24 protein-coding genes are annotated in these 24,950 nt (G+C 67.5%); 6 read left to right on the forward strand and 18 right to left on the reverse strand.

The features are described 5' to 3' along the window. Positions 1–19: 19 nt before the first annotated feature. Positions 20–1,132, forward strand: coding sequence for a WD40/YVTN/BNR-like repeat-containing protein (locus PFX90_RS15835; protein WP_285713622.1), 1,113 nt, complete (start codon positions 20–22; stop codon positions 1,130–1,132). 15 nt (positions 1,133–1,147) lie between these two features. Here PFX90_RS15835 and PFX90_RS15840 read toward each other — a convergent pair whose 3' ends face one another. Beyond that, positions 1,148–1,681: a DUF2306 domain-containing protein gene (locus tag PFX90_RS15840; RefSeq protein WP_285713623.1), complete on the reverse strand. Its 534-nt coding sequence runs from the start codon at positions 1,679–1,681 to the stop codon at positions 1,148–1,150. Between the two features lie 126 nt (positions 1,682–1,807). Between PFX90_RS15840 and PFX90_RS15845 the strand changes: the two genes are divergently transcribed. Beyond that, positions 1,808–2,608, forward strand: a complete 801-nt coding sequence (locus PFX90_RS15845; protein ID WP_285713624.1) for a LytTR family DNA-binding domain-containing protein — start codon at positions 1,808–1,810, stop codon at positions 2,606–2,608. 5 nt (positions 2,609–2,613) lie between these two features. Here the strand turns inward: PFX90_RS15845 and purU are convergent, their stop codons facing one another. The 6 genes from purU to PFX90_RS15875 form a co-directional block, all read right to left on the reverse strand. Beyond that, the gene (gene purU, locus PFX90_RS15850; protein ID WP_285713625.1) at positions 2,614–3,480 is read right to left on the reverse strand and encodes a formyltetrahydrofolate deformylase; all 867 of its coding nucleotides are present in this window, start codon (positions 3,478–3,480) and stop codon (positions 2,614–2,616) included. A gap of 1 nt (position 3,481) precedes the next feature. After that, positions 3,482–4,495: an NAD(P)H-dependent flavin oxidoreductase gene (locus PFX90_RS15855; RefSeq protein WP_285713626.1), complete on the reverse strand. Its 1,014-nt coding sequence runs from the start codon at positions 4,493–4,495 to the stop codon at positions 3,482–3,484. Positions 4,496–4,505: 10 nt separating this feature from the next. Then, entirely contained in the window at positions 4,506–5,690 is a 1,185-nt protein-coding gene (gene purT / locus PFX90_RS15860) for a formate-dependent phosphoribosylglycinamide formyltransferase (RefSeq protein WP_285713627.1), read from the reverse strand. A gap of 35 nt (positions 5,691–5,725) precedes the next feature. Then, positions 5,726–6,658, reverse strand: a complete 933-nt coding sequence (locus PFX90_RS15865; protein WP_285713628.1) for a sensor domain-containing diguanylate cyclase — start codon at positions 6,656–6,658, stop codon at positions 5,726–5,728. A gap of 266 nt (positions 6,659–6,924) precedes the next feature. Then, positions 6,925–7,638: a helix-turn-helix domain-containing protein gene (locus PFX90_RS15870; RefSeq protein ID WP_285713629.1), complete on the reverse strand. Its 714-nt coding sequence runs from the start codon at positions 7,636–7,638 to the stop codon at positions 6,925–6,927. 127 nt (positions 7,639–7,765) lie between these two features. Further along, positions 7,766–9,037, reverse strand: a complete 1,272-nt coding sequence (locus PFX90_RS15875) for an aspartate kinase (protein ID WP_285713630.1) — start codon at positions 9,035–9,037, stop codon at positions 7,766–7,768. Between the two features lie 49 nt (positions 9,038–9,086). On the opposite strand from PFX90_RS15875, the gene ubiG reads away from it, so the two are divergent. After that, positions 9,087–9,824: a bifunctional 2-polyprenyl-6-hydroxyphenol methylase/3-demethylubiquinol 3-O-methyltransferase UbiG gene (gene ubiG / locus PFX90_RS15880; RefSeq protein WP_285713897.1), complete on the forward strand. Its 738-nt coding sequence runs from the start codon at positions 9,087–9,089 to the stop codon at positions 9,822–9,824. On the opposite strand, the gene PFX90_RS15885 is transcribed toward ubiG, so the two are convergent. The 5 genes from PFX90_RS15885 to PFX90_RS15905 form a co-directional block, all read right to left on the reverse strand. Then, positions 9,821–10,204, reverse strand: coding sequence for a hypothetical protein (locus PFX90_RS15885; RefSeq protein ID WP_285713631.1), 384 nt, complete (start codon positions 10,202–10,204; stop codon positions 9,821–9,823). The genes ubiG and PFX90_RS15885 overlap by 4 nt on opposite strands. An 84-nt stretch (positions 10,205–10,288) precedes the next feature. Beyond that, positions 10,289–11,317, reverse strand: coding sequence for a glycerophosphodiester phosphodiesterase family protein (locus tag PFX90_RS15890; RefSeq protein ID WP_285713632.1), 1,029 nt, complete (start codon positions 11,315–11,317; stop codon positions 10,289–10,291). Beyond that, positions 11,314–12,291 (reverse strand): AAA family ATPase, encoded by a 978-nt coding sequence (locus PFX90_RS15895; protein WP_285713633.1) that lies wholly within the window; start codon positions 12,289–12,291, stop codon positions 11,314–11,316. Before PFX90_RS15895 ends, PFX90_RS15890 begins: the two co-directional genes overlap by 4 nt. Then, entirely contained in the window at positions 12,288–12,863 is a 576-nt protein-coding gene (gene pnuC, locus PFX90_RS15900; protein ID WP_285713634.1) for a nicotinamide riboside transporter PnuC, read from the reverse strand. Before pnuC ends, PFX90_RS15895 begins: the two co-directional genes overlap by 4 nt. Positions 12,864–12,882: 19 nt before the next feature. Continuing rightward, positions 12,883–13,233, reverse strand: coding sequence for a Spx/MgsR family RNA polymerase-binding regulatory protein (locus tag PFX90_RS15905; RefSeq protein ID WP_285713636.1), 351 nt, complete (start codon positions 13,231–13,233; stop codon positions 12,883–12,885). An 88-nt stretch (positions 13,234–13,321) separates the two neighbouring features. Here PFX90_RS15905 and PFX90_RS15910 point away from each other — a divergent pair, with 88 nt between their 5' ends. Beyond that, complete coding sequence (locus PFX90_RS15910) at positions 13,322–13,741, forward strand: hypothetical protein (RefSeq protein WP_285713637.1); 420 nt, start codon at positions 13,322–13,324, stop codon at positions 13,739–13,741. On the opposite strand, the gene ruvC is transcribed toward PFX90_RS15910, so the two are convergent. After that, positions 13,742–14,215 (reverse strand): crossover junction endodeoxyribonuclease RuvC, encoded by a 474-nt coding sequence (ruvC, locus tag PFX90_RS15915; protein WP_285713639.1) that lies wholly within the window; start codon positions 14,213–14,215, stop codon positions 13,742–13,744. A gap of 93 nt (positions 14,216–14,308) precedes the next feature. Beyond that, positions 14,309–15,052 (reverse strand): YebC/PmpR family DNA-binding transcriptional regulator, encoded by a 744-nt coding sequence (locus PFX90_RS15920; RefSeq protein ID WP_285713640.1) that lies wholly within the window; start codon positions 15,050–15,052, stop codon positions 14,309–14,311. A gap of 86 nt (positions 15,053–15,138) precedes the next feature. Here PFX90_RS15920 and PFX90_RS15925 point away from each other — a divergent pair, with 86 nt between their 5' ends. Further along, the gene (locus tag PFX90_RS15925) at positions 15,139–15,837 is read left to right on the forward strand and encodes a CPBP family glutamic-type intramembrane protease (protein WP_285713641.1); all 699 of its coding nucleotides are present in this window, start codon (positions 15,139–15,141) and stop codon (positions 15,835–15,837) included. Positions 15,838–15,853: 16 nt separating this feature from the next. On the opposite strand, the gene tssC is transcribed toward PFX90_RS15925, so the two are convergent. The 4 genes from tssC to PFX90_RS15945 are packed head-to-tail and all read right to left on the reverse strand — an operon-like array spanning position 15,854 to position 22,071. Then, on the reverse strand, positions 15,854–18,898 hold the full coding sequence (tssC, locus tag PFX90_RS15930; protein WP_285713642.1) for a type VI secretion system contractile sheath large subunit: 3,045 nt from the start codon (positions 18,896–18,898) through the stop codon (positions 15,854–15,856). Beyond that, positions 18,895–19,872 (reverse strand): hypothetical protein, encoded by a 978-nt coding sequence (locus PFX90_RS15935; RefSeq protein ID WP_285713643.1) that lies wholly within the window; start codon positions 19,870–19,872, stop codon positions 18,895–18,897. Before PFX90_RS15935 ends, tssC begins: the two co-directional genes overlap by 4 nt. Continuing rightward, the gene (locus tag PFX90_RS15940) at positions 19,869–20,807 is read right to left on the reverse strand and encodes an AAA family ATPase (RefSeq protein ID WP_285713644.1); all 939 of its coding nucleotides are present in this window, start codon (positions 20,805–20,807) and stop codon (positions 19,869–19,871) included. Before PFX90_RS15940 ends, PFX90_RS15935 begins: the two co-directional genes overlap by 4 nt. 7 nt (positions 20,808–20,814) lie before the next feature. Further along, positions 20,815–22,071 (reverse strand): toll/interleukin-1 receptor domain-containing protein, encoded by a 1,257-nt coding sequence (locus tag PFX90_RS15945; protein WP_285713645.1) that lies wholly within the window; start codon positions 22,069–22,071, stop codon positions 20,815–20,817. Between the two features lie 128 nt (positions 22,072–22,199). Between PFX90_RS15945 and PFX90_RS15950 the strand changes: the two genes are divergently transcribed. Next, positions 22,200–24,938: a tetratricopeptide repeat protein gene (locus PFX90_RS15950; protein WP_285713646.1), complete on the forward strand. Its 2,739-nt coding sequence runs from the start codon at positions 22,200–22,202 to the stop codon at positions 24,936–24,938. The last annotated feature ends 12 nt before the right edge of the window (positions 24,939–24,950 follow it).

Genomic DNA, 24,950 nt, shown 5'->3' on the forward strand with positions numbered 1-24,950 from the left:
TTTCAGGGGGTCGCACCGCATGAGAATGACCATTGCCGCAGCGCTCGCCGCGCTGGCCTTCACCGCGCCGCTCGCCGCCGAGGAGGCACCCGCGCCCACCCAGACTCCGGCGGCATCGGGCGAGTGGCGCACCTTCGCCACCGAGGCCTATCGCGGCAAGCGGGACTCGGTCAGCTTCGTCGACCCCGACCACGGCTGGTACGGCACCGGCGCGGGCGATCTCTTTGCGACGACAGACGGCGGCGCGACATGGGAGAAGGTCGCCAGCCGCCCCGGCACCTTCGTGCGCGCGGTCGGCTTTGTCGACCGGATGAACGGCTTCATCGGCAATATCGGCACCGACTATTACCCCGGCGTCACCGACACGACCCCGCTCTACCGCACCCGCGATGGCGGCAAGACTTGGGAGGCGGTCGATACCGGCGAGGCGACCATCAAGGGCGTCTGCGCGATCGACATCCTGACGGTGAAGCGCATCTATCAGGGCACGCTGGTGCCGCGCACCGTGATCCACGCCGCCGGGCGCGTGGGCGGGCCGACCGGCATCCTGCGCTCGGTCGATGGCGGCGAGACTTGGGACGTGATCGACATGGCCCCGCACGCAGGGATGATCCTCGACATCAGGTTCTTCGACGAGAACACGGGCCTCGTCTTCGCCGCCACCAATGCCGACCCCCAGCAGGCCGAGGGGCTGGTGCTGCGCACCGAGGACGGGGGCAAGACGTGGAAGGAAGTCTACCGCTCGGGCCGCAAGCTCGAGCTGATCTGGAAGGCGAGTTTTCCGCAAGGCGGCGACACCGGCTATGCCACCGTCCAGTCCTATGATCAGACGCGGGCGACCCAGCTGGTGATCCGCAGCGATGATCGCGGACGGACATGGCGCGAGATTGAAATGGCGCAGGACGCGACCGCGCGGCAGTTCGGCATCGGCTTTGTCAGCAAGGACGTCGGCTTCGTCGGCACCGCCGCAGGGGGCTTCGCCACCCGCGACGGCGGCGCGACATGGGAGCGCGCCCCGATCGCGCGGGCGGCGAACAAGTTCCAGACGGTGCCGACCGACAAGGGCCTGCGCGTCTACGCCATCGGCACCGAGGTGCAGGCGATCGACCTGCCCGCCAGCGCCGGGAAGTGAACCCTGTGCTGCATATCACGGCGCGCCGAACATCGCGCTCCCGAGCAGGCGGCCGGGGAGGAAGCTGAAGGCCCCGGCGATCACCAGCCCTGCGTAGAGCCCGGTCATCATCCCCCGGTGCGCCGCGATCCGCCCCTGCCGCGCCGCGCGCACGGCGAGCGGCACGCTCACCAGCGTCCACACGGTGAAGGCGTGGATGAAGCTGAAGCCGGTCCCCGCGATGCCGCCTCCCGGCGAGCGGATGAAGGCCGAGGTGATCGCCGTCACCAGCATCAGGCACACCCACACGCGGCCCAGCATCCGGTGCGTCGCGTCGCCCTTGCGCCGCAGCAGCACCACCGGGCCGAGCAGCAGCGCGGGCACCACGGTGGCGAGGTGGAGCATGATCGGCAGCGACAGCGCGCGCGCCTGCGGGGTGGCCGGGCTGCCCGATCCGAAGCCGCCGAACATCATCGACAGGATGGTGAGGGCAGCGGTGACGAGAATGGTGAGCGCTGCCGTCGCGCCCAGGCTGATCTGGCGCTGCGGGGCGGCGTTGTGCTGGCTCATGCTTGCCTCCTTTCGGTCTGGCGATTTATGACGATGGCCATGAAAAGCCGCCGCTTCCGCCCTGCCGCAAGCCCTCCCTTCGCGGGCTGTCGCGGCGATGCGCGGATGGTCGGCGGGGCTGCGTGAATGGTCGCGCGGCGACTATCCGGGGCCGAGCGCCTGATGGCCGAGGCGGGCGTCGTGGCGATGGTCGCGGTGGTGGTGGCGGTGTTCGATCTCCTGCCCTTCGGCGAGGTGGCGCTGGGCGCGCGGCTGGCCCTCTCGCTCGCCGGGTTTCTGGCGGCATGGCTGGTTTATCTTGCAGCCGCGCGTATCGGGATTGCGGTGGCGCGGTTGCTGGGGCTCGCCGACTATTGGGGCCATGCGCTGGCGGTGCCCTTCGTCGGGGTGGCGGTGACCTATGGCGTGCTTGGCCTCGTGGGTGGCCCGCGCGCGATGTTCGGCAGCGAGTTCGGCGCGGTGTGGGTGCAGGCGCTGGTGGTCGCTGCGGGGTTCTTCGCGCTGTTCTTCGTGCTCTATGCCCGCGCCGAGCACGCCCGCTTGCCCGAGCCGGTGGAGGCTGTGGCGGCGCCCGAGCCGCCCCCTCCCGCGCCGCCCGTCCCCGGGGTGGCGACCTCTGCGCTGCACCAGCGGCTTGCGCCCGGCTTCCCTGCGATCCTCGCGCTGGCGGCGGAGGACCACTATGTCCGCGTCATCGCCGAGGGGAAGAGCGCGCTGGTGCTGATGCCGCTGGCCGAGGCCGCCGCGCTGATGCCCGAGGGTGGCGGCGCGCAGGTGCATCGCAGCTGGTGGGTGGCGAAGAGCGCGGTGACAGGCCAGCGCCGCACCGGGCGCGACCTGCAACTGGTGCTCCACGGAGGGCTTGCCGCCCCGGTCAGCCGCAGCCGGATTGCAGAGTTGCGTAGCGCGGGCTGGATCAGCCCCTGAACACCCTAACCCCTGAACACCACCGTCCGGTTGCCGTTCATGAGCACGCGGTCCTCGGCGAACAATCGCACCGCCTCGGCGAGCACCCGGCGCTCGATGTCGCGGCCCTTGCGGACGAGGTCCTCGGGGGAATCGGCGTGGGTGATCCGCTCGACATCCTGGTGGATGATCGGACCTTCATCGAGGTCGGCGGTGACGAAATGCGCGGTCGCGCCGATGATCTTCACGCCCCGCGCGTGGGCCTGGTGATAGGGCTTGGCGCCCTTGAAGCCGGGGAGGAAGGAGTGGTGGATGTTGATCGCGCGGCCCGCAAAATGGCCCGAGAGGTCGTCCGAGAAGACCTGCATGTAGCGCGCCAGCACCACCAGCTCGGCGTCGGTTTCGTCGGCGAGCGCCCGCAATTGCGCCTCGGCGGCAGGCTTGGTGTCGGGGGTGACGGGGATGTGGTGGAAGGGAATGTCGCCGATATCGACGCGGATCGCGGCATCGCGCGGGTGGTTGGAGACGATCGCCACCGGATCGATCGCCAGCTCTCCCGTGCGCCAGCGGTAGATCAGGTCGACCAGACAGTGGTCGAACTTGCTGACCATGATGATGGTGCGGCGCGGACGGTCCTCGCGCGCCATCTTCCACTCCATCCCGAATTCGCCCGCCAGCGCCGCGAAATCGGCGCGCAGCATGTCGCGGGTCGAGCCGTCGGGGTCGAACACCACGCGCATGAAGAAGCGGTCCGTCCCGCCCGCCTCGCCGCGGTCGTTGAACTGCTGCGCGTCGAGGATGTTGGCGCCCCGCTCGAACAGGAAGCCGGTCACGCGCGCGGTGATGCCGGGCCGGTCGGCGCAGGCGAGGGTGAGGACGAGCGGGTCGGCCATGCTACCGCGCCAGCGCCGCCTCGGCCTGCGCCATCAGCTCGGCGATGATGTCGGCGGCGGGTTCTTCCTTGGTCACCATGCCGACCGACTGCCCGGCCATGACCGAGCCGTTCTCGACATCGCCCTCGATCACCGCGCGACGCAGCGCGCCGGCCCAGAAATGTTCGATCTGGAGCTGGGCCTCGGCCATGTCGACCTCGCCCGCGTCCAGCAGCGCGGCGACTTCGCGCTGCTTGGCGGTGAACTCCTCGGTGCCCTTGTTCTTCAAGGCGCGCACCGGGATCACCGGCAGGCGCGGATCGACCTGCACGCTCGCGACCGCCTCGCGGGCCGAGGCGCGGAAGAAGGCCTTCTTGAAATCGGGGTGGGCGATGCTCTCGGTGGCGCAGGCGAAGCGGGTGCCCAATTGCACGCCAGCCGCGCCCATTTCGAGGTAGGAGGCGATCGCCTCGCCCCGGCCGATGCCGCCCGCGACGAAGATCAGGTGATCGGCGGCGAGCTCGGGCAGGATTTCCTGGGCCAGCACCGAGGTCGAGACCGGGCCGATATGCCCTCCCGCTTCCATCCCCTCGATCACCAGCGCATCCGCCCCGGAGCGCAGCAGCTTCTTGGCGAGGGCAAGGGTAGGGGCAAAGCAGATCACCTTGATACCGCTCTCGTCGGCCTTGATCGCCTCGACCGAGCCCTTGGGCGGGATGCCGCCCGCCAGCACCACATGCGTGACGCCATGCTTGCGGCACACCGCGATCAGATCGAACAGCGCCGGGTGCATGGTGATGAGGTTGACGCCGAAGGGCTTGACGGTGAGAGCCTTGGTCGCCGCGATTTCGGTATCGAGCAGTTCGGGCGTCATCGCCCCGCAGGCGATCACGCCGAAGCCGCCTGCGTTGCTGATCGCGGCGACGAGGTTGCGCTCGCTCACCCAGCTCATCGCGCCGCACAGGATCGCGGTGTCGCAGCCGAGGAAGTCGGTGCCGCGCTCCATCAGCGCGGCGGTCTTGGGGTAGGTTTCCATCCGCTGCGCCCTAGTCGCTGGAAGGCGAATAGACAATCCGCACGGCCGTTGCCGCCTGCTTGGCAAGGTCGATCGCTGCGGGCGCGTCGGCCGCGCGGGCCAGCGCCACGCCCATGCGGCGATAGGGGCGGGTGACGGGCTTGCCGAAGATCCGCACATCGGTGTCGCCCAGCGCGAGCGCTTCGGCGAGGCCTTCGAAGGCGAAGCTGTCCGACTCCCGGTCGGCGAGGATCACCGCGGAGGCGGCGGGGCGGGCGGCGATGCTCTCGGGCACCGGCAGGCCGAGGATCGCGCGGGCGTGGAGGTCGAACTCGGTCAAATCCTGGCTGACCAGCGTCACCATGCCCGTGTCATGCGGGCGGGGGGAGAGCTCGGAGAAGATCACCTCTTCGCCCTTGACGAAGAACTCGACCCCATAAAGCCCCCAGCCGCGCCCGCCGCCTTGCAGCGCCATCACGACCTTGGCGGCCATGTCCTGCGCCTTGGCGAGCGCGGCGGGAGACATCGCGGCAGGCAGCCAGCTTTCGCGGTAATCGCCGCGCTCCTGCCGGTGGCCGATCGGCGGGCAGAAGCTGATGCCGCCCGCGTGGCGCACGGTCAGCAGGGTGATCTCGTAGTCGAAGGCGATGAACTGTTCGCAGATGACCCTTGCGCGATCCCCGCGCATATTGGCGACGGCATAGTCCCACGCGGCCTCGAGCGCCTCGGGCCCGTCGACCTTGCTCTGGCCCTTGCCCGAGGAGGACATCACCGGCTTCATCACCAGCGGATAGCCGATACGCGCGGCGATGGCCTCGCATTCGGGGAAGCTCTCGCCATAGCCGTATTGCGAGGTCACCAGCCCCAGCTCGCCGGCCGCCAGGTCGCGAATCGCATCGCGGTTCATGGTCAGCTGCGCGGCGCGGGCCGAGGGGACGATAGTGAACCCTTCCGTCTCCAGTTCGGCCAGCATCTCGGTGCGGATCGCCTCGATCTCGGGGACGATGAGGTCGGGCTGGTGCTTCTCCACCGCCGCCCTCAGTGCCGCCCCGTCGAGCATCGAGAACACCTCGCGCCCATCGGCCAGCTGCATCGCCGGGGCGTCGTCGTAGGAATCGCAGGCGATCACCCGTGCCCCGAGGCGCTTGGCGGAGATGACGAATTCGCGGCCCAGCTCGCCCGAACCGAGCAGCAGGATGGTGGCAATGTGGCTCATGAGGGCGGTTTAGCGAACCGCCCGCGCGAGTCCAGTTATGCGGCTCTGCGATGCCCGGCGACGGCCACCTGCCGCCCGCCGCCTGCGCGCGCCAGCACCAGCCCCAGTTCCGCCTCGCGCAAGGTCCAGTCGACCGTGCACTCGACCCGCGCGATCCCCGCGCTTGCGGTGAGGTGCGGGGTCCTGGCCTTGCCGGCAGTGGGGGCGGGCGCGGCGAGGCCGGCGAAGGTCTCGATCACGTCCTCGGTCCATTCGCGCGCGGCTCTCGCGGTCATGTCGGGCAGCAGCACCGCGAAGCGCTCGCCATCGAGCTGCGCCAGCTCATGGCCCGGCAGCGCCATCGTCTCGAGGAACTTGGCAAAGCCCCACAGCACCTCGTCCGCGGTGCGCTGGCCATAGCGCAGCAGCAGCGCGCGCATGTTGTCGACCGCGAAGACCGCGACCTTCTGCCCGCCGCCGCGCGCGAGGTGACGGCGCAGGCTGGCGCAGAAGGCGGTGCGGTTGGCGAGCCCGGTCAGCGGATCGGTGACCGCACGGGCGTGGAGCTCGCCCTCGAGGCTGCGCAATTGCTGGACCGAGCGCATCAGGCACAGTGCCCCGTCGGGGGTGCCGTCGGGCATGCACATCGGCTTCAGCGTGAGCGCATACCAGCGCGGGAAATGCACCTCGCGGATCGTGCCGCGATCGGCGCAGGCGGCGACCGGAAACTCGATCCAGCCGACCTGCGTGCAGCCCTGAAGGCCGCGCGTCACCTGCTCGCCGAGGAAGGCGGCGTGATCGCGTTCGGCCAGATCTGTGATGTGCGGCGGGAGCAGCGCGGCGGTCAGATCCGATCCCAGCTCGGCGATGTTCGCCGATGCGTGAACGATAAAGCCATGCCGGTCGATCCTGATCACGATATCGCCGGAAGTTTCTTCCAGCAGACCATGCAGAACATGGCCTTCGACCTCACTTAAACCAATTTTCATCCCAATAGTGCCCCAGCGGTCCAACGATGAATTCGCCAACTCGCTCCTAGTCAGATTTACTTGGTAACTAAATTAAGCCGTACCTAAGAAAACTTTCCCCTGTTTTCCCGAAGACAAAGCAAATTCTTGTTAGCTAAGTAATGTTACTCGACTAAAAAACGAATCACCTCCGGGTTCCGTTTACCATAATTTGCCAATGGAGCAGCCCATCCAATACGTATTGGACGCAGTAGGTAGCGCTTTCTAGCTGCGGGAACTCGTGCGAATCAGAGCTCTATCATGATCCGCACGGCTTCCGGCGCGGTGCCGCAGGCCGCGGCAATGCGCGCGCGGCACTCGGCGATCACGCCCTCGATCTCGCGCGGGGCGGGCGCGGCGGCGAGGATCTCGGGATCGACACCCAGCGCGGCGGCGATGGAATCGAGGCGTTCGGGCAGCGGGCGGGCCTTGCCCTTCTCCCACGCCCAGACGGTCGGCTTGCTGACCCCCAGAGCATTGGCGACATCGGCAAGCGTCAGCCCCGCCTCGCGCCGCAGCCGGTTGAGCCTGCTGCCGAGCCCCTCGCTCGCCGAAGCGCCGGAAGGCGGCGCGGCGGCCGCAAGCGGGCTCTCCGGCGGCCGGGTCGGCACGCCGGGGGCAAAGCCCTGCAACTGTGCCGCGGCGAGCGCGGCATTGCTCAGCGGGGTGGCGAAGGCGCAGCCGTAGAGCTTCTCCGAACGCCACACCACCGTCGCCACCACCGCGCCCGCCTCGGGCAGATCGAGCGCGAGCTCATCGCCCTCGGCCAGCACCAGCGCGGTCTCGAGCAGCAGGCCGGCGGCCGAGATGTTGTGGATCGTGACATTGGCCGCCACGCCATCGGGGTCGGCATCGGCGGGAAAGCCGCTGGTCTCCAGCCACAGCGCACGGCGGGGGGCGCCGCGCTGGTTGCCTTCGGGGCTGGCGACGGGCTGGGAATCGAGGTGGGCCTTGATGGCCATGACACAGGGGGCTCCGGGCTCGGGAGTGAGCCCGGTTACACTCTGGTGAGAATCCTTAAGGCGAAGTCACCGAAGATGGTTAATGCCGATATAGCGGGCTATCTTTCAGCTAACCCGCTCCCTGGCGTCAGTCCTTCGCGTCGAGCCCGTAAGCCGTGTGCAGCACGCGCACCGCGAGTTCGGTCTCGTCCTCGTCGATCATCACGCTGATCTTGATCTCGCTGGTCGAGATCGCCTGGATGTTGATCCCGCGGTCGGAAAGCGCGCGGAACATCGAGGAGGCGACGCCCGCGTGGCTCTTCATGCCGACGCCGACGACGCTGATCTTGGCGATCTTGCTGTCGGTGATAATGCGGTTGAAGCCGATTTCGCCGCGCCGGTCTTCCAGCAGCGCCTGCGCGCGGGCGAGGTCGGACTGGGGGACGGTGAAGGTCACGTCGGTCTCGCCCTTGTCGCGCCCGACGTTCTGGATGATCATGTCGACATTGATGCTGGCCGCGGCGAGCGGCTCGAAGATGTTGGCCACCGCGCCCGGACGGTCGGGCACGCGGGTGAGGATCACCTTCGCCTCGTTCTTGTCATGCGCGATGCCGGTCACAAGCTGGCGTTCCATCAGGCCCTTCTCCACCAATTCGTCCATTTCCTCGTCCGAGACGATCATCGTCCCGGGCAAATCATCGGCAGGCGGCGCGCCCTCGCCGATGAAGCTCGACAGCACCTGCACGCGCACCTTTTCCTTCATGGCAAGGCCGACCGAGCGGGTCTGGAGCACCTTGGCCCCGACGCTGGCGAGTTCGAGCATTTCCTCGTAGGTCACCGCCTTCTGCTTCTTCGCCTTGGCGACGATGCGCGGGTCGGTGGTGTAGACGCCGTCGACATCGGTGTAGATGTCGCAGCGATCCGCCTTGATCGCGGCTGCAACCGCGACTGCCGAAGTGTCCGATCCGCCGCGCCCGAGCGTGGTGACGCGGCCCGCTTCCGACAGGCCCTGAAAGCCCGGAATCACGGCGATCTCGCCCGCTTCCATGCTGGCGATGAGAGCCTCGGCGTCGATGCTCTCGACCCGCGCCTTGGCGTGGGCTTCGATGGTGTGGATGGGGAGCTGCCAGCCGAGCCAGCTGCGCGACTTGCAGCCCAGCGCTTGCAGGGTGAGGGCGAGGAGGCCGCTCGTCACCTGCTCGCCGCTGGCGACGACCACGTCATATTCGGCCGGGTCATAGAGCGGATTGGCCTCGCGGCAGAAATTCACGAGGCGGTCGGTCTCCCCCGCCATCGCGCTGACGACCACCGCCACCTGATCGCCGCGCGCGGCCTGCGCGCGCACGATATTGGCGACGCGGCGGATGCGCTCCGTCCCGGCCATCGAGGTGCCGCCGAATTTCATCACGATCCGGGCCAAAGCTCAGCTCCTGCTGGTGAGTGTTCGCGCGCGCTGTTAGGGATGGATGATGGCAAACGCAAACATTCCGAATGTTACAATCCGCCCCGAAGAGGCAGATTTTTTCGCAAAGCTGGCGCGTGACTGGTGGAATCCGAAAGGCCCGATGGCCTCGCTGCATCAGGTGAACCCGGTCAGGCTCGCCTTCGTGCGCGATGCGATCGACGCGCATTGGCCCGAGGCGGCGCGCGCGGCAAAGCCGCTCGCGGGCAAGTCCGCGCTCGATATAGGCTGCGGGGCGGGGCTGCTGTGCGAGCCGCTGGCGCGGCTTGGCGCGGCTGTGACGGGCGTGGACGCGGCGGCGGAGAATATCGCTGCCGCGAGCGCCCATGCCGAAGGCGTGGGGCTCGATATCCGCTACATGGCGGGCGAGGTTGCGGGGCTCGACATCGGCCAGTTCGATCTGGTCACCAGCGTCGAAGTGATCGAGCACGTCGCCGACAAGCCCGCCTTCCTGCGCGACGTGGCGGCGCGGCTGGCGCCTGACGGGTTGCTCGTGATGTCCACCCCCAACCGCACCGCCGCGAGCCGCGTGCTGCTGGTGGGGGCGGCCGAGGCGGTCGGCTACGTCCCGCGCGGCACCCACCACTGGGAGGATTTCGTCACGCCCGACGAACTGGAGGCAATGCTGGCCGATGTAGGGCTGACGGTGACCGCCAAGCGCGGGATCGCATGGCGGCCCGGCAAGGGGCTGCACCTGTCGGACGACATGGCGCTCAACTACATCCTGTCAGCGCGGCGCGCCTAACACTGGGCGAGCTGGAAGGAGGTCGCCTCGACGCCGATGTTCGAGATGATCTCGACCCGGATCTTGCCCCCGCGGGTGAAGATGTGGCGCACGCTCGAGATGTCGCACAGCTTGCCCCGCAGCAGCTTGCGCGCGAGGTTGGGGTCGAGCGTGTCGTAGCCGGTCGGCGCGTCGACGATGCGGACGGTGATGGTGTCCTTGCCATCGACCTTCGCCTCGACTCGCGCGTCGCCGAATTCGGACGGCAGCGACACAGTCCCGCGCCGGTTGAAGAAGCCCGCGGCATCCTCGAGGGTTTCCTCTAGCGTGGCCGGCGGGCCGAACAGCGCGCCGCAGCCGGACAGGCAGACGAGCGCAAGCGGCAGCAAGGCGTATTTCATGTGCGACCCCGATTGATGTGTTTCGGGGAGAGTTAGCCGGAATAAGTGAAAAAAAAGTAGTGACGGAACAGAGCGGAAACCGCTCTAGCCCGCCGGGCAGCTGCGCCCCTTCAATGGCCCGTCGCTGAACACGCCCGCCACGCCCGCCGCCTTGAGCAGCGCGGCCAGTTTCACGTCACCGCAGCCGCGGCCCTTGGGGTCCTCGCCCGTCCGCAGCATCGGGGGGAGAAAATCATTCTCCGGGCGGATCGTCCACGCGTGGACCTGCAAGCCTGCCGCCTTCGCGTCGGCGACCAGCGCGGTGGGCGTGCCGTCGGGGTTCAGCACCATCCCGGCATAGGCACCCACCACATCGGCATACTTCGCCACCTCGGCGAGCCCCGTCGAGCTCACCATCTCGGCATAGCGCAAGGAGGGTTCGTCCGCCGGGCCGCCGAGCGGTTCGACCAGCAGCACCTGCTTGAAGCCGGGGGCGCGCTGGCGGAGGCGCTGGAGCGGGGCGACCTCGAAGCTCTGGATGAACACCGGGTCCGCCGTCGTGATGCCCAGCACCCGGAAGTCGCGCAGCAGCAGGTCGACGAGGTCGATCCCTTCGCTCTGGAGCAGGAAGGTCGGGTGCTTGAGTTCCGGATAGAGCCCGATCCGCCGCCCGGTCTCGGCCTCCTTCGCACGCACCAGCTTCACGATGTCGGCGAGCGTCGCCACCTGATAGAGCCCGTCGAAGCGCGTATTGGCGGGGCGCAGCGCGGGGATGCGCTCCTTGGCGCGCAGGGTCCGCAGTTCGGCGAGGGTGAAGTCCTCGGCGAACCAGCCTGCCACCAACCGGCCGTCGATGGTCTTGTCGCGGCGGCGATCCTCGAATTCCTCGCGGGTGGCGACATCGGTGGTGGCCGAAAGCTCGTTCTCGTGGCGCGAGACGAGGACGAGGTCCTTGGTCGCCACCAGATCGGGCTCGATATAATCCGCGCCCTGATCGATCGCGCGTTCATAGGCGGCGAGGGTATGCTCGGGCCGCTCGGCGCTCGCCCCGCGGTGGGCGATGATCAGCATGTCCTGCGCGGCCGCGGGTGCTGCGGCGAGCAGCGCGGCGAGGATCATCACGGGTTTCATCATTCCATCGCTCCTATCGCCGCGCGTGCCGCCGCGAGCCGCGCTTCGCCTTGCCCGGAAACCCGTGCGAAGGGCACGCCGGCATCGACCAGCACCTGTTCCACGATCATTGCGAACCTGTGACGGTCGGCGGAATCGCTGAAAAAGCGGGTGCCGTCGTCGACCCAGGGGAGGTCGGGCTCGAACAGCAGGTAGAGGTCGCACTTTGCGGCCTGCATCAGCGCGGCGGGGCGTGTCCCCAGCAGCATTTCGGCCCACGCGGCGGTCATCAGCGCGTCGGTATCGGCGATCAGCAGCGGCCCGGCGTAAGGCGCGGCGGCGGCGATCATAGCGGTCTGGGCGCGGCCGATGAGGAGGAGGTCGTCAAGGGTGAGCGGGCCTTCATGCACCTCGCAATGGCTGCGACCATATTCGCCCACGGTGAGCGCGCCGGTCTCGGCGGCGAGGGCGGCGGCGAGGGTGGACTTGCCGGTGCTCTCGGCCCCGTGGAGGCAGACGGTGCGGCGGTAATGGGCCTGCACGGGCGCGGGGAGGTAGCGCCAATGCGCTGCCGGATCGGCGCGGATCGCGCTGGCCGAGAGGCCCGCGACGGGATCGTCCGACAGGCCCAGCACCCGGCCGCCCAGAGGGACGAAGAACCCGCCCACCTGCCGCGCCAGCTCCGCCCCGTAATCCTCGCCCGCGAAGAGGTAGTCGATGGGTTCGGGGTGCACCTCCGCGACAATGGCGCGCCAGATCGGCCAGAAATCGGCGCTGTCTTCTGGGGCCTGCGGGACGACTGCGCCGTGGCCGACCACGCGGCAATCGGGGGCCAGCGCGCGCATCCATTGGAGGCGCGTCTCGCCCGGGATCGGATCGTCCGGCAGCCAGCACACCAGCACCGTCAGCTCGTCCACCAGCGCGCGCGCGGCGCGGATCAGCGACAGGTGCCCGGCGTGCGGGGGCATGAACTTGCCGAGGAGGAAGCCGCGCTTCACGCTTCCACCGCCGCGCCGCTGCGCGCCGCCTTGGTCCATTCCCTCAGGCCCGCCACCGCGAGCACGAGGAACACCACATAGAGCCCGGCGGTGAGATAAAGCTCGCGGTTGATATAGACCCCCACCGACAGCACGTCGATCGCGATCCACAGCGCCCAATTCTCGACCCGGCGCATCGCCAGCAGCACCTGCGCGACGACGCTCGCTCCGGCGATGGCGGCATCGGCAAAGGGCAGGGCGGCATTGGTCCAGGTCGCCATCGCCCAGCCGATCGCGAGGCTCGAGGCGGCGACCAGCGCCAGCGCGGCGACGCGCGCGGGCCAGCCCATCCATTCGACTTCGACCATCCGCGCCAAGCCCCCGGCGCGGGCCCACAGCCACCAGCCCCAGCCCTGCACGACGAAGAAGAACACCTGCAAGCCCGCCTCGCCATAGAGTCGCGCCTCACGGAAGATGACGAAGTAGAGCGCGACCATCGCCATGCCGAAGGGGTAGTTCCAGATCGAGCGGCGCACCAGCAGGCCGACATTCGCGATGCCGAGCACGACGGCGATGATCTCGAGCGGGTTCATTTTGTGCGTGGAGTTGGGCTCAGCCGAGCGCGGCGGCCCATTCGTCGGGCTTGAAGCCCACGAGAATGCCGCCCGCGTGTTCGGCGATGGGCCGCTTTATGACACTGGGGTTGGCGGCCAGCAGAGCGGGCGCGGTGGCGGCATCGGCGGCACGGGCCTTGTCGTCCTCGGACAGCGCGCGGAAGGTGGTGCCCTTGCGGTTGACCACGAGATCGAGCCCGGCGGCAGCGATCCAGCCCGCGATGCGCTCCGGATCGGCGCCCTCCTTCTTGTAATCGTGGAAGATGTAGGCGCGGCCCTGCGCGTCGAGCCACGTGCGCGCCTTCTTCACCGTGTCGCAGTTGGGGATGCCGTAAAGGTGGATCGTCATTGCAATTCCGTTGCTTGCCTCAATTTGCCGTCTTGACGGGCCGGGGCCCGGAGTGGGACGTGTTTGGCGATCAATCGCGGGGGTGGCAATGGCGATCTGGGATGCGGACCTTTCGACGCGCGGCGGAGCGGAAACCGCTGCCGATCAGGGCGGGCTGGCGTGCTTCATCACGGCCGGGCTGACGGTGCTGAGCGCGCTGTTCTACGGCGGGATGGCGGGCTTCGACACCTTGGAGGGTCAGGTCACCGCAGGGATGATCGGCCTTCAGGCGCTGATCGCGCTCATCGCGGGGTTCCGGCTGAAGGCGGGCAAGGGCGTGTTCTGGGGCGGCGCCGTGGCGGCGATGCTGGTGCTCGAGATCTTCAACAAGCTGCTGACGCTAACCGGGCTGGGCGGGTTGGTGCTCAACCTGTTCTTTCTGGTGATGGTGGTGCAGGGCGTGCGCGGCGCTTGGGCGCTGCGTCGCGGCACCGGATTCGGCGACGACGACCTCGAGGTCTTCGAATAGTCAGCCCCGCGGCGCGAGATGCGCGTCGGCGATGGCGACTGCCAGCGCATCCGCCGCATCGCTCCCGGCGATCTGCACCCCGGGGAGCAGCACCTTGACCATCGCGGCGACCTGCGCCTTTTCCGCCGCGCCGGTGCCGGTGACCGCCTTCTTGACCAGCCGCGCGGCGTGTTCGTTGACCGTCAGCCCCGCCGCCCCGCACGCCGCCAGCACGCTCCCGCGCGCCTGCGCAAGCTTGAGGGTCGACTGCGGGTTCTTGTTGACGAAAATCTCCTCCGCCGCCGCGCGGTCGGGGCGGTGAGCGGCGATCACTTCGGCGAGGCCCGCCTGAAGCGCCGCCAGCCGCTCCGCCATCGGGGCGGCGGGGTCGGTCTTGATCTGGCCATTGGCGACATGGCTGAGCCGCGCGCCCTCAACGCGGATCACGCCCCAGCCGGTCGAGGACAGCGATGGGTCGAGGCCGAGGATCAGCATCGCCTTACAACCCGATCGTCAGGCCGAGGCGCCAGGCGGCGGCCAGCAGGAAGGCGCTGCCGAGGGCAATCGCCAGAAGCCATTCCCGGAAGGTCAGCCGAGCTTCTCCATCACCTCGTCGGAGATTTCGTAATTGCCCCACACGGTCTGGACGTCGTCATCGTCCTCAAGCGTGTCGATCAGCTTCATCAGCGTGGCGGCCGTGGCTTCATCGGCTTCCACCGTCAGCACCGGCTTCCACGCCAGCTTCACATTGTCCGCCGGGCCGAGCACCTTTTCGAGCTCGCCCGCCACGCCGTGCAGGTCTTCGGCGGCGGTCCAGATGGTGTGGCCGTCCTCGGAGCTTTCGACATCATCCGCGCCCGCCTCGATCGCAGCCTCGAGGACCTTCTCCTCGTCGCCCGCAGCGGCGGAGTATTCGATCAGCCCGCGGCGTTCGAAACCATGCGAAACCGAGCCTTCGCTGCCCAGATTCCCGCCGTTCTTGCTGAAGGCGGTGCGGACATTGGTCGCGGTGCGGTTGCGGTTGTCGGTCAGCGCCTCGACGATCAGCGCCACGCCGCCCGGGCCATAACCCTCGTAGCGCATCTCGATATAATCCTCGCCGCCCGCCTGCGCGGCCTTGTCGATCGCGCGCTGGATATTGTCCTTGGGCATCGACTGCGCCTTGGCGGCGTTAACCGCGAGGCGCAGGCGCGGGTTCATGTCGGGATCGGGCATGCCCATCTTGGCCGCCACGGTGATCTCGCGCGAGAGCTTGGAGAACATCGCCGCGCGTTTCTTGTCCTGCGCGCCCTTGCGATGCATGATGTTCTTGAACTTGGAATGGCCTGCCATTGGATGACTTCACCGGAAATGTTGGAGATACGGGCGCGGGCCTTACTCCGGCAGGCGCGGGGGACGCAAGGGCGCGTGCGCTGAGCTTGCGCGCGGGGGCAGCCGAGGCGGCGCGCTTCCTGCTGCGCCCGAGCTACGCCGCGCAGCTCGTGGCATCGCCGGGCGAGCGGGCGCGCGTGCTGCTGGCGGCGGGCGCGGTGCACTTGGTGCTGCTCGTCGCCGTGGTCGGCCCGCTGTGGCTGGCGAGCCGCAGCGCCGGGGTGCTGCCTACGCCCGACGCCGAGGCGAAGGGCCTCGCGACCAGCCCGCTCGCCTTCCTCGTGATCGCCCCGCTGCTCGAGGAGCTGGTGTTCCGCGGCTGGCTCTCCGGGAGCGTTGCGGCCCTGCGCTTTGCCGCCTGCGGCTTTGCGGCGATGGCGCTGATGCTGGCGGGGGTGGCGCTGGTGCCCGAGCATGGCCGGATGCTGGCATGGGCGGGCGCGGGCGTGGCGCTGGCGGGCCTCGTCCACTGGAGCCTGACCCAAGCGCGCGCCGATGCCCGCACAGTGCCCCCCGCCTTCATCCGCCATTTCGCCGTGATCGTGTGGGCACAGGCGCTGCTGTTCGGCGCGATCCACCTCGGCAATTACGCCGCTCTGGCGAGTCCGCTGGGCGTTGCCGTAGTGCTGCCGCAGGTGCTGGGCGGGCTGCTGCTCGCCTTCATCCGCACCCGCGCGGGGCTGGCGACGGGGATGGCGTACCACGCGGGATATAATGCGGTGGTGCTGGTGGTGGGGGCTATGTGATGCGAGGGGGTGGGGGTCAGGATGCTAAGGGAACCCAGAAATGCCCTTCAATGAGGCTCGGTGCGCCATAGAGCTGATAGGCGGGATCAATTGCCAGTCTGACCTCGGCATAATCCGTTAAAGGATCTGCGGTCCCTACGTCCACGCGCGCTTCGCGGAGCGGAAACCGCGCGCGGGTCTCGTCCGACATCGTTTCGTCGGTGCTTACCCACGTCTGGACCCAGTCGGTGAAGTCGGCTTGGAGGGTGGCGGTATCTGTCTTGCTGACCAACCGATCCCGGTGCATGCACATAAGGTGATGCGCGAAGCGGGCGTGGGCGAGCTCGTAATGCAAGCGCGATCCCATAGGGCTGCTGATTGGAGACGCATCGTCGACCGACCGGTAAAGCGTCTGCGCGCTGACAAAGCATGTCCGATCGGCGTCCTTTATGCCCAGCACAGGCGTAAGCCCCAGCTGTGAGAGCGCCCATTCCCGGCGATCAGTAACCATCACCTCGACATTGCGGGGCTGCACTTCCCCCTCGAATAGTGCTTCGGGCAAGTTGTCGATGATGCCGCCGCTTTCAGCTCCCTTGATGCGGACCGGCCAACCATAATCTGCGCAGGCTCGGGCAATGCAATGCCCGAGCCCCCAGGCGGCATTGATCAACACTGGGGGGGAGTTCTCGTTGAAGGAGAAGGCCTCGACCGGATTGTCGCGGTCCGACCACTGCGGACGGCCTACTATACCCGGCAGAGTCAGGACTATATGCCGCGCCGCATCAGTGTTGCGGAACCACTCGGTATAGTTGCGACTGCCCGACAGCGTCAGCCGGTCAGGATCCAGATCGCGGGGATCGGCGAGGTTGTCCCAGCTATTCAGTTCGAGCGCTGCTGGGGCGGCTGCGGCGATGAAAGCTGTGCGGGCATATTTGCCGATGGTGCCGAGCTGCTCGAGAATGTCGAGATCATCCTTGCCGTCGCCGAAGGCAAAGTCGCAGACTATGGCCGTGAAAGGTTCTCCGCCGCGCTGGCCGAAGACCGCTTCGTAGATGTGCCGGAACAACTCCCCTCGCGTGCCATCCGGGGCAAGCGGCGCGCGGCACCGAGATGCCGCCGACAGCTCATATCGAGCGATGTCGAGTACCTTGATCTTGAGGTTTGGCCCGGTCGCACTGCGGCTCAAAAGAAATTCGAGCCCACGCCATGTGCTCTCCAACCTGCGGAAATCGGGATGGGTCATGATCTGATTGATCTGGCGTCCGATGTAATCGTCGAGCACCGAGATTGCGGCGTCGATGGTAGAGAAGGCGTCGCCATCGTTGAGGTCGGGATAGTCGGCGAGAATGGCGCAAACTTCGGCGATCGCTATTTCGATCCGGTCCTGCCGCTCTTGATCTCGCGGGGCGAATGCTACTTTCACGCGTTCGCTGATCACCTCCACAATCTGCGCAGGAAGGGGCTTTTGTTGCCGCTTGAAGGACTGCCTGCGCGAGCGCTTCCGAACATGTGGGTCGGGTTTCGTTCCCCTCGACTGACCTCCAGTCTGCCCCGAAACTTCGCCAAGTCCTTCCTCCTGAAGCGCCAACAGGCGAGCCAGAAATGCCTGATCACTTGCCAGTTGTGTTTCCGGACTGCCGCGTGGGAACCCCTCCATCGTTGCGATTGCGCCTGAGATGTCGCCTTTCAGATATTGCTCTCGGGCCAAGCGCCTTTCGCTATCGTAACGGCGGCCGAACCGCCCGACCGTCATGGTCGACAACGCAAAAATGTAATCGTCCTTTGCAAACACATCCCGCATCAGGCTCTGGGCCCCGTCTTTCCCATCCATGAAGGCCAATAGGTCCGTTAGGCACTGGCGGGCACTGTAAAGAGACTTTATTTCGGGTACTTGCTCCATGATTTTGTCCGGCTGAAAATCAGCCATCGTTGCGAAGGAAAGGCGGCACTCACTTACCGAAACGTCTGTGATGACGTCCCGAACCATCAGATTCAGGAACGGTCGAATGCGCGACATTTGCGCATCGAGGTTGGCATAATCGACCTCGACAAACTCTCGCATTGCCAGCCGCGTGCGTCCCGGCATCCGATGCCCCCCAAGGTCAGCGATGACGCCGATGACAAAGGGAAGCTCTACCGGCCGTATCTTGCCGAACATTTCGGTTTCGTATGTAAGGTGGACGCGCGGCTTGCGCCTTTGCTGGACAAATCTCTGCGTCGGGGCGCGCACCCTCATCCGCGTGCCGTCCTCCGCTGTGATCGTGAGATTGTCGCTCCCCGTCTCTACAAGCGTCGGCGCGTTGGCGCGCAGGGCGAGGGGGTGGGTCTGCCCGCCGTTCTCGCGCACCTCGATCACCTGCGGGAAGCGCGCCGGCAGGCTGATCCGCTGACCGTAGCGCGCCTCGCTCGCCGGGCCGAACTCGATGCCGCCTTCGACCAGCGTCACACCCAGTTCGGTTCGATCCATCGCTTCGGGGGCGAGCCAGTCGAGCCATTCGCCGAGCCTGTCGTCCGCGAGCGTGGCCAGTTGGTCGCGTTGCCCGCCGGTGCGCATCGCCGCGCCGATGCCGAGCATCCGGTATTCCTCGAGCTCGCGCACCGTCGGATCCATCCGGCCGATCGCATCGATCGCCCAGGCGGCAAAGCCGGGACGTCCGGCATCGACCACCGTGCTCACACAGGCCCGCAGCAGCTCGCGGACCGCCGGGGTGTCGCCGCGCAGGGCGTGCCATTGCAGCAGCTCCTCGGTGCGGGCGGTGGCGGAAATGTGCTCATGACGGGCGGACACGAGCTGCCAGGCCTGTTCGAGCCGCGCGGGATCGGCAGCGAGGCGCAGGCGCAGATGGTGTGCCGCTTCCGGCCTCAGAACCAGTCGCGCGGGATTGTGATCGAGCACCAGGTCGCTGAAGTAGAGATCGGCCTCGGTCTCGGGCCCGGCGCCGGGCAAGGACAGCCGTGCCTCGCGCAGCAGCGTGCGCTCGACGGTTACCGCCAGCGAAACGATTTCGGCCAGCGCCACGGCTGCGGGACGGGTCGCCGCGAGTGCCGCGATCGCGGCAGGGCCGTCGAACGGGCGGTTCATGCCGCGTCGCTCGCTCCGGCCTGTGGCCCGGACGTCGCAGCGCGGGTGCGGGCCTTGCGCAGGTCGGCACTGCGCAGTGCCTCATGCCAATGGAGGATCACCGCCGATGAGCCCATTGCCGCGGGCCAGCGGTCGGGCGGGTAGGGATTGAGCACCAGCACGCGGCAGCCTTTTGCCGTGAGCGCATCGAGCTCGCCGGCGGGCAGCGGGAGGGAACGCGGACCGATCCCGAGGTCGCCGAGAATGACGATCGCGTCACCGGCCTGGACCTCGCCGAGTCCGGCCCCTTCCGCGGCGCGGGGATCGCGCGGGCCCCAGACGATCGACCCGGCAAAGCGCAGGACCCTGATCCGCTCGTGCCCGACCGCGCGGCGCAGCGCGGCGGCGAAAGCCAGCTGGTCGGCTGCGAAGGGATCCATCCCGGGTCCCGCGTCGAGCAGCAGCAGGATCCGGGCGGGAAGATGACTGGCAGCGCGGCGCGGCAGGCGGCCAATCTGGCGTCCGCGCGCGACCTGATCGACCAATCGCGCCAGATCGAGCGGCCCTGTCGCAGCCTTGCGTGCGGTCAGCTCCAGCAGGAGCGAGCGGCGCGAGGCGAGCGGGAGCAGGCATGGCTGTGCACCTGCGGGACGCGCGGGGAGGGATTTGGGGCGCGCTTCGGGCAGGGGCGGCGCCGGGATGGTGTGTTTTCCCAGCCATTGCGGCCGGGCGGTGGGCTGCGCCTCGAGTTGCTCGATTTCGGTCGGCCGTGGTTCCGGACGCTGCGGTGCCGGTTGGGGACGTCCGGGCTCGCTGCGGCGCGGCGGCGCGAGGGGCGGCGAGGCGGAGTTTGCAGCGGGCGCAGGACGCTCTTCGCGCTGCTCGACAAGCTCTACCCTGAAGCCTGCGCAGATCGCGATGCGCGCGGCGCTGCTGGATGGCCGCAGCCGTTCCAGAGCGCGCAGGGCGCCAGCAAGATCGGCGACAAGGCTCACCGCGAGGCGAAGCGCGACTTGGTCAGCGTCGCATCGATCACCAGGCCGAACATTTCGTCCTCGCTGGTGATCCCCAGCTCGGCGCAGGCCTGAACCAGATCGAGGAATTCGGCGGTGCTCACGCCCGATCTTTCGGCCTCCATCGCGGTGATTGCCAGATCCGCCAGCCGCGCCAGCGTGGCCGGGTCGAAATCCGGGAAGTGCGCCATCGCGATCGCCTCAAGCTGCGCGCGATCGGGAAAGGGGATCACCAGCTCGATGCAGCGACGCACGAAGGCGGCGGGCATGTCGCGTTCGTCGTTGGTGGTGATGACCACCAGCGGCGGCTGCTCGCAGGCAATTGTCTGCCCGAGCGGTTCGACCATGAAGGCGAGGTTGCCGAGCACCGTGAGGAGGTTGTTCGGCACGTCCGGATCGGCCTTGTCGATCTCGTCGATCAGCAGCACGGCGGGCTGCGCGGCGGGGGGCCGGGCACCGTTGTCGCCGTCCTGCGGTGCCGCTCCCCGACGGTAGGCCGCAGTTTGTGCCGCCGCCGAATGTTTGTCGAATGCGATCCACAGCGGCCCGGGCCGGATATAGGCGGCGTCGGGCTTGAGTTGCTGGACCTGCGCATCCTGCAGGCGGCGGATTGCGTCGAATTGCCACAGCAGGTCCTGTGCCTCGATGCGCGAGGTCATCTGCACCTCGGTCAGCACCCGCCCGGTGCGGCGGGCGAGATCGCGCGCGAGCGAGGACTTGCCGGTGCCGCTGGGCCCGCGCACGAGCAGCGGCCGGCCCGTGGCGAGTGCGAGATTGACGGCCAGCACGACGGCGTCCGAATAGACATAGGCGACCGTATCGCTGCGGTCGGCAATGCGGGTGGCCGTGCCCATGCCGGCGGGGCCGGGCTCAGGCAGCGGCGCGGCGAGCGGATCGAAGAGCTTTGTGTATGACATGCGCCGGTCAATTCCCCGTCAGCTGGCTGTTGATGTTGTCGTATTGAAGCTGGGCTCTGGCCACGTCGTCCGGCCCGAGCCGCGGTTCGATAATGCGCAGGCCCGGCAAGCCAGCCGCCTCGTCGCTGTCGGCACCGCCCAGCACGATAAAGCACAAGGTCGGGAAGCGCTGCTTCAAGGCTTTCAGATGCTGCATCAGTCCGGCAGAATAGCGCATCACCACGAAGACTGGCTTGCGGGCCGCTTTCCTTTCCTCCAGCAAACCCGCCAGCCGGTTATCGAGATTGCCCGCGTGGAAATCGTCGACCAACCGCAACTTGTTGATCAGCGCTTCACGTAGTCCCTCGGCCAGGCTCTCGACGTCCTCGTCGAGCACGTCGGCAAGGGGCACGTAGGGCCAGCTTTCCGGATTGGGGCTGCCGCTCGCGCGGCGGATGAACATCTCCGCTGCCCAGGTTGTCTCAGTGTTCAACAGCAGGGACGTGCCGGCATCTTCGCCCACCGCCAAGCCGGCAAGGTGATGCGCGGCGCATAGATCCACCCAGCCAGGAGCGATCACATCCAGCACCGATCTGAGACAGGCGGCGGCCGTGCCGTATTCGTGCAGATGCACCAGCGCTTGTTCGCTGCCCGCCATGCCGAGATGGAGGATTTGCAGCGCGAGGCGGTCGATCAGGTCGGCATCCGGCCGCCACGGGCCAAGTTCGACATTCGTAAGTTCGGCTGCCCTGGGCAGGAGGCGAGGACTGACTTTCTCCAACTCGGTAGCGAGCCGGTCCGCGAGGCGCCTGACGGGTGCCTCGGCGGCAATTCCCGAACCGCCCGCCTTGCTCTTCAGCCGATCGGCCAGCGGCTCTATCCACGCGTTCCCGCCGTCATCGGTCACGACCTCGCTCTGCACCGCTTCGAGCAGCAGGTCGCGGAACGGCCCGGCCTGGAGACTCTCCACTGTCACCCCGTCGACCAACACCGGAACCACAGTGAAGCCCGGGTCCAGCGCACGGCGCCACATCAGGATTGTCGCCTCACGCGCCACCCACGGATTGTCCGGCTCGAGCGCGCGCGGGGCGATGAGCACCACGGCCATGTCGCACAATCCGAGCCAGGTGTAGATCTCTTCGCGCCAGTCATCGCCGGGTTCGAGGTGGTCGCGGTCCACAAGCACATCGAAGCCGCGCGCGACGAGAGCATCGCGCAAACTTTCCAGCCTTTCGGTGGCGGCGGCGGTCTTGCTGGTGTGGCTGATGAACAGACGGCGCTTCAATCAGTCCCCCGTCGACTTCAGGCCGATACGCCGCCTTGTTGTTGCGCAAGGGGCAGGGCAGGTCAATGGTGATGCAGGTGCCCGATTGTCGATGACTTGCCCGCAGCTTGCGCTAGTCTGCAGTTCCAATGGCCCAGCGAATCTTCATCTCTGCCGTTTCGCGCGAATTCGGGGATGCGCGCGATGCGATTGCCGATCGGCTGCGCAGCCGGGGGCTGACGGTCGAGGTGCAGTCGGCCTTCGCGCAGGTCGAGGGCACGACGCTGGCCAAGCTCCACGATTACATCAAGGGCTGCGACCGGGTGCTGGCGCTGGTCGGCGACTATTCGGGTGCCTACCCGCCCGAGGGCGCGGTGACCCCGGAGCTGCGCGCCATGGTGCCCGAGGCGCTCGCGGCAAAGCTCGCGCAATTGTCCTACACCCAGTGGGAGGTGGTTTTCGCGCGCCATTACGGGGTGAAGACCTTCCTGTTCGAGAGCGACCGATGCGCGCCCGAAAGGGAGCCCGGCGCGGATGACGACGCGGCGGCGCAGGCCGCGTGGCGGGCGTTCCTGTTCGACGGCACCATGGGCCTCGACCGGCGGCAATTCGCCAACCCCGACCAGCTCGCGGCCGAGGTCATGTCGCTCCACTGGCCGGTCGCGGGCAAGCCCTGCAACCTGCCGGGCAGCATCGGCCATCTGTTCAAGGGGCGCGACGATTTTCTCGATCAGCTCACCGAAAGCTTCCGCAGCAAGAGCGGCGCGGCCGCCATCGTCGGCACCGCGATGCACGGGCTGGGCGGGGTGGGCAAGACGCGCGCTGCGGTCGAATACGGCTATGCGCGGCAGGAGGATTACTCGGCGCTGTTCTTCCTCGTCGGCAAGTCGCCCAACGACCTGACCGACGGCCTCGCCAATCTGTGCGGGGTGCTGGAACTGGAACAGAAGGACGCGCCCGATCTCAACATCCGCGTGGCGGCGGTGGTGCGCTGGCTCAAGGCCAACCCCGGCTGGCTGCTGGTGATCGACAACGTCGACGATGCGGCGGCAGCGGGCGCGGTGCGGCAGTTCCTCAACGAGGTCGCGAGCGGCAAGGGCCATGTGCTGATCACCAGCCGGCTGGACGATTGGGGCTTCGGGGTCGAGGCGTTGCAGCTCGACCTGCTCTCGCTCGACGCGGCGATGGAGCTGCTGCGCGAGGCGACCCCCCACCGCACCCGCACGGCGGACGAGGATGCGGCGCTGCGGCGGCTGGCGGACGAGCAACTCGGCTGCCTCAGCCTCGCACTGGTGCAGGCCGCCGCCTACATCGACACGCGCCGGATCAGCTTTGCGCGCTATTCGCAGGATTTCGACAAGCAGGCGCCGACCCTGCTGGCGAAATTCGGCGCGAGCGATGCAAGCAAGCTCGCCTACCCGATGGCGGTCGCGCAGACATGGCTGACGAGCTTCGAACAGCTGGGCCCGGAAGCGCGGCTGCTGCTCGACATGCTGGCCTGGCTCTCGATCGAACCCTTGCCGCGCAGCCTGTGGGACGTGTGGCCGCTCGCCGAAAAGATCGATCTGGAGGAGGCCCTCGCCGACCTCTCGCGCTACAGCTTCGTGCGCTGGGAAGATGGCAACGCGGCGATCACCGTGCACCGGCTGGTGCAGGAAGTGGCGCGCGATTTGCAGTCGCGCGACGAAGCGCGGCGGGATGCGGTGCTGGAGGCGCTGTTCGGGTGGCTGTATGCTGCCAATCCCGAAATGCATGCCAGCGACGTGCGCTGCTGGCCGGTGCTGCTGCCACTGCTGCCGCATGGACTGCGGTTATTCGAGCGGACCCGCGATCTTGGTCCCTATGCAGCACAAACCGCGTCTTACAATGAGTATGCCGCGATACTTGAAGCGCTTGCCCGATTTGGCGAGGCCGAGCCGCTGTATCGCCGGGCGTTGGCGATTGAGGAGGCGAGCCTTGGCCCGGATCATCCCAATGTGGCGACTCGGCTCAATAATCTCGCAGAGCTATTGCGTACCACCAACCGGCTTGGTGAAGCTGAGCCACTTTATCGCCGGGCGCTGGCGATTCACGAGGCAAGCCGTGGCCCGGATCATCCCAATCTGGCGATCCGCCTCAACAATCTCGCGGGTCTCTTGCAAGAAACTAACCGGCTTGCCGAGGCTGAGCCGCTAGTTCGCCGGGCGCTGGCGATTGATGAGGCGAGCTACGGCCCGGATCATCCGGAGGTGGCGAGAGATCTCAACAATCTCGCATCCCTCTTGCAAGCGACCAATCGACTAGGCGAGGCCGAGCCGCTGTATCGCCGGGCTCTGGCGATTGCTGAGGCGAGCCTTGGCCCTGATCATCCCGAAGTGGCGATCCGCCTCAACAATCTCGCAGGACTTTTTCAAGATACTAGCCGGCTAGACGAGGCTGAGCCGCTGTATCGCCGGGCGCTGACGATTAACGAGGCAAGCTATGGCCCAGATCATCCTAGGGTAGCGACCTGCCTGAATAATCTCGCAGAGCTATTGCGCGCCACTGACCGGCAAGGCGAGGCCGAGCCGCTGCATCGCCGGGCACTGGCAATTGACGAGGCGAGCTATGGCCCGGATCATCCCGCTGTGGCGGTCCGCCTCAACAATCTTGCCTTGCTGTTGTCTGCCACCAACCGGCTAGGCGAGGCCGAGCCGTTGTTTCGCCGCTGCGCTCTGATCCTGCTCAAATCCAGCAAAGCGAGCGGGCATTTGCTACCCTACTTGCGCCCAGCCATCATCAACTACGCGTCGTGCCTGGTCGACCTCGGCTGGCCCCGCGAAAAAATCATCCAGACCCTCGCCGAACTCATGATTGAAGGCGGCTTCGATCCCGCCGAACTCTGGCCGCACATCTTCCGCGACGACTGAACCGCGCTCTGT

This window comes from Erythrobacter oryzae, from assembly GCF_030271515.1.
GTDB classification, from domain to species: Bacteria; Pseudomonadota; Alphaproteobacteria; order Sphingomonadales; family Sphingomonadaceae; genus Erythrobacter; species Erythrobacter oryzae.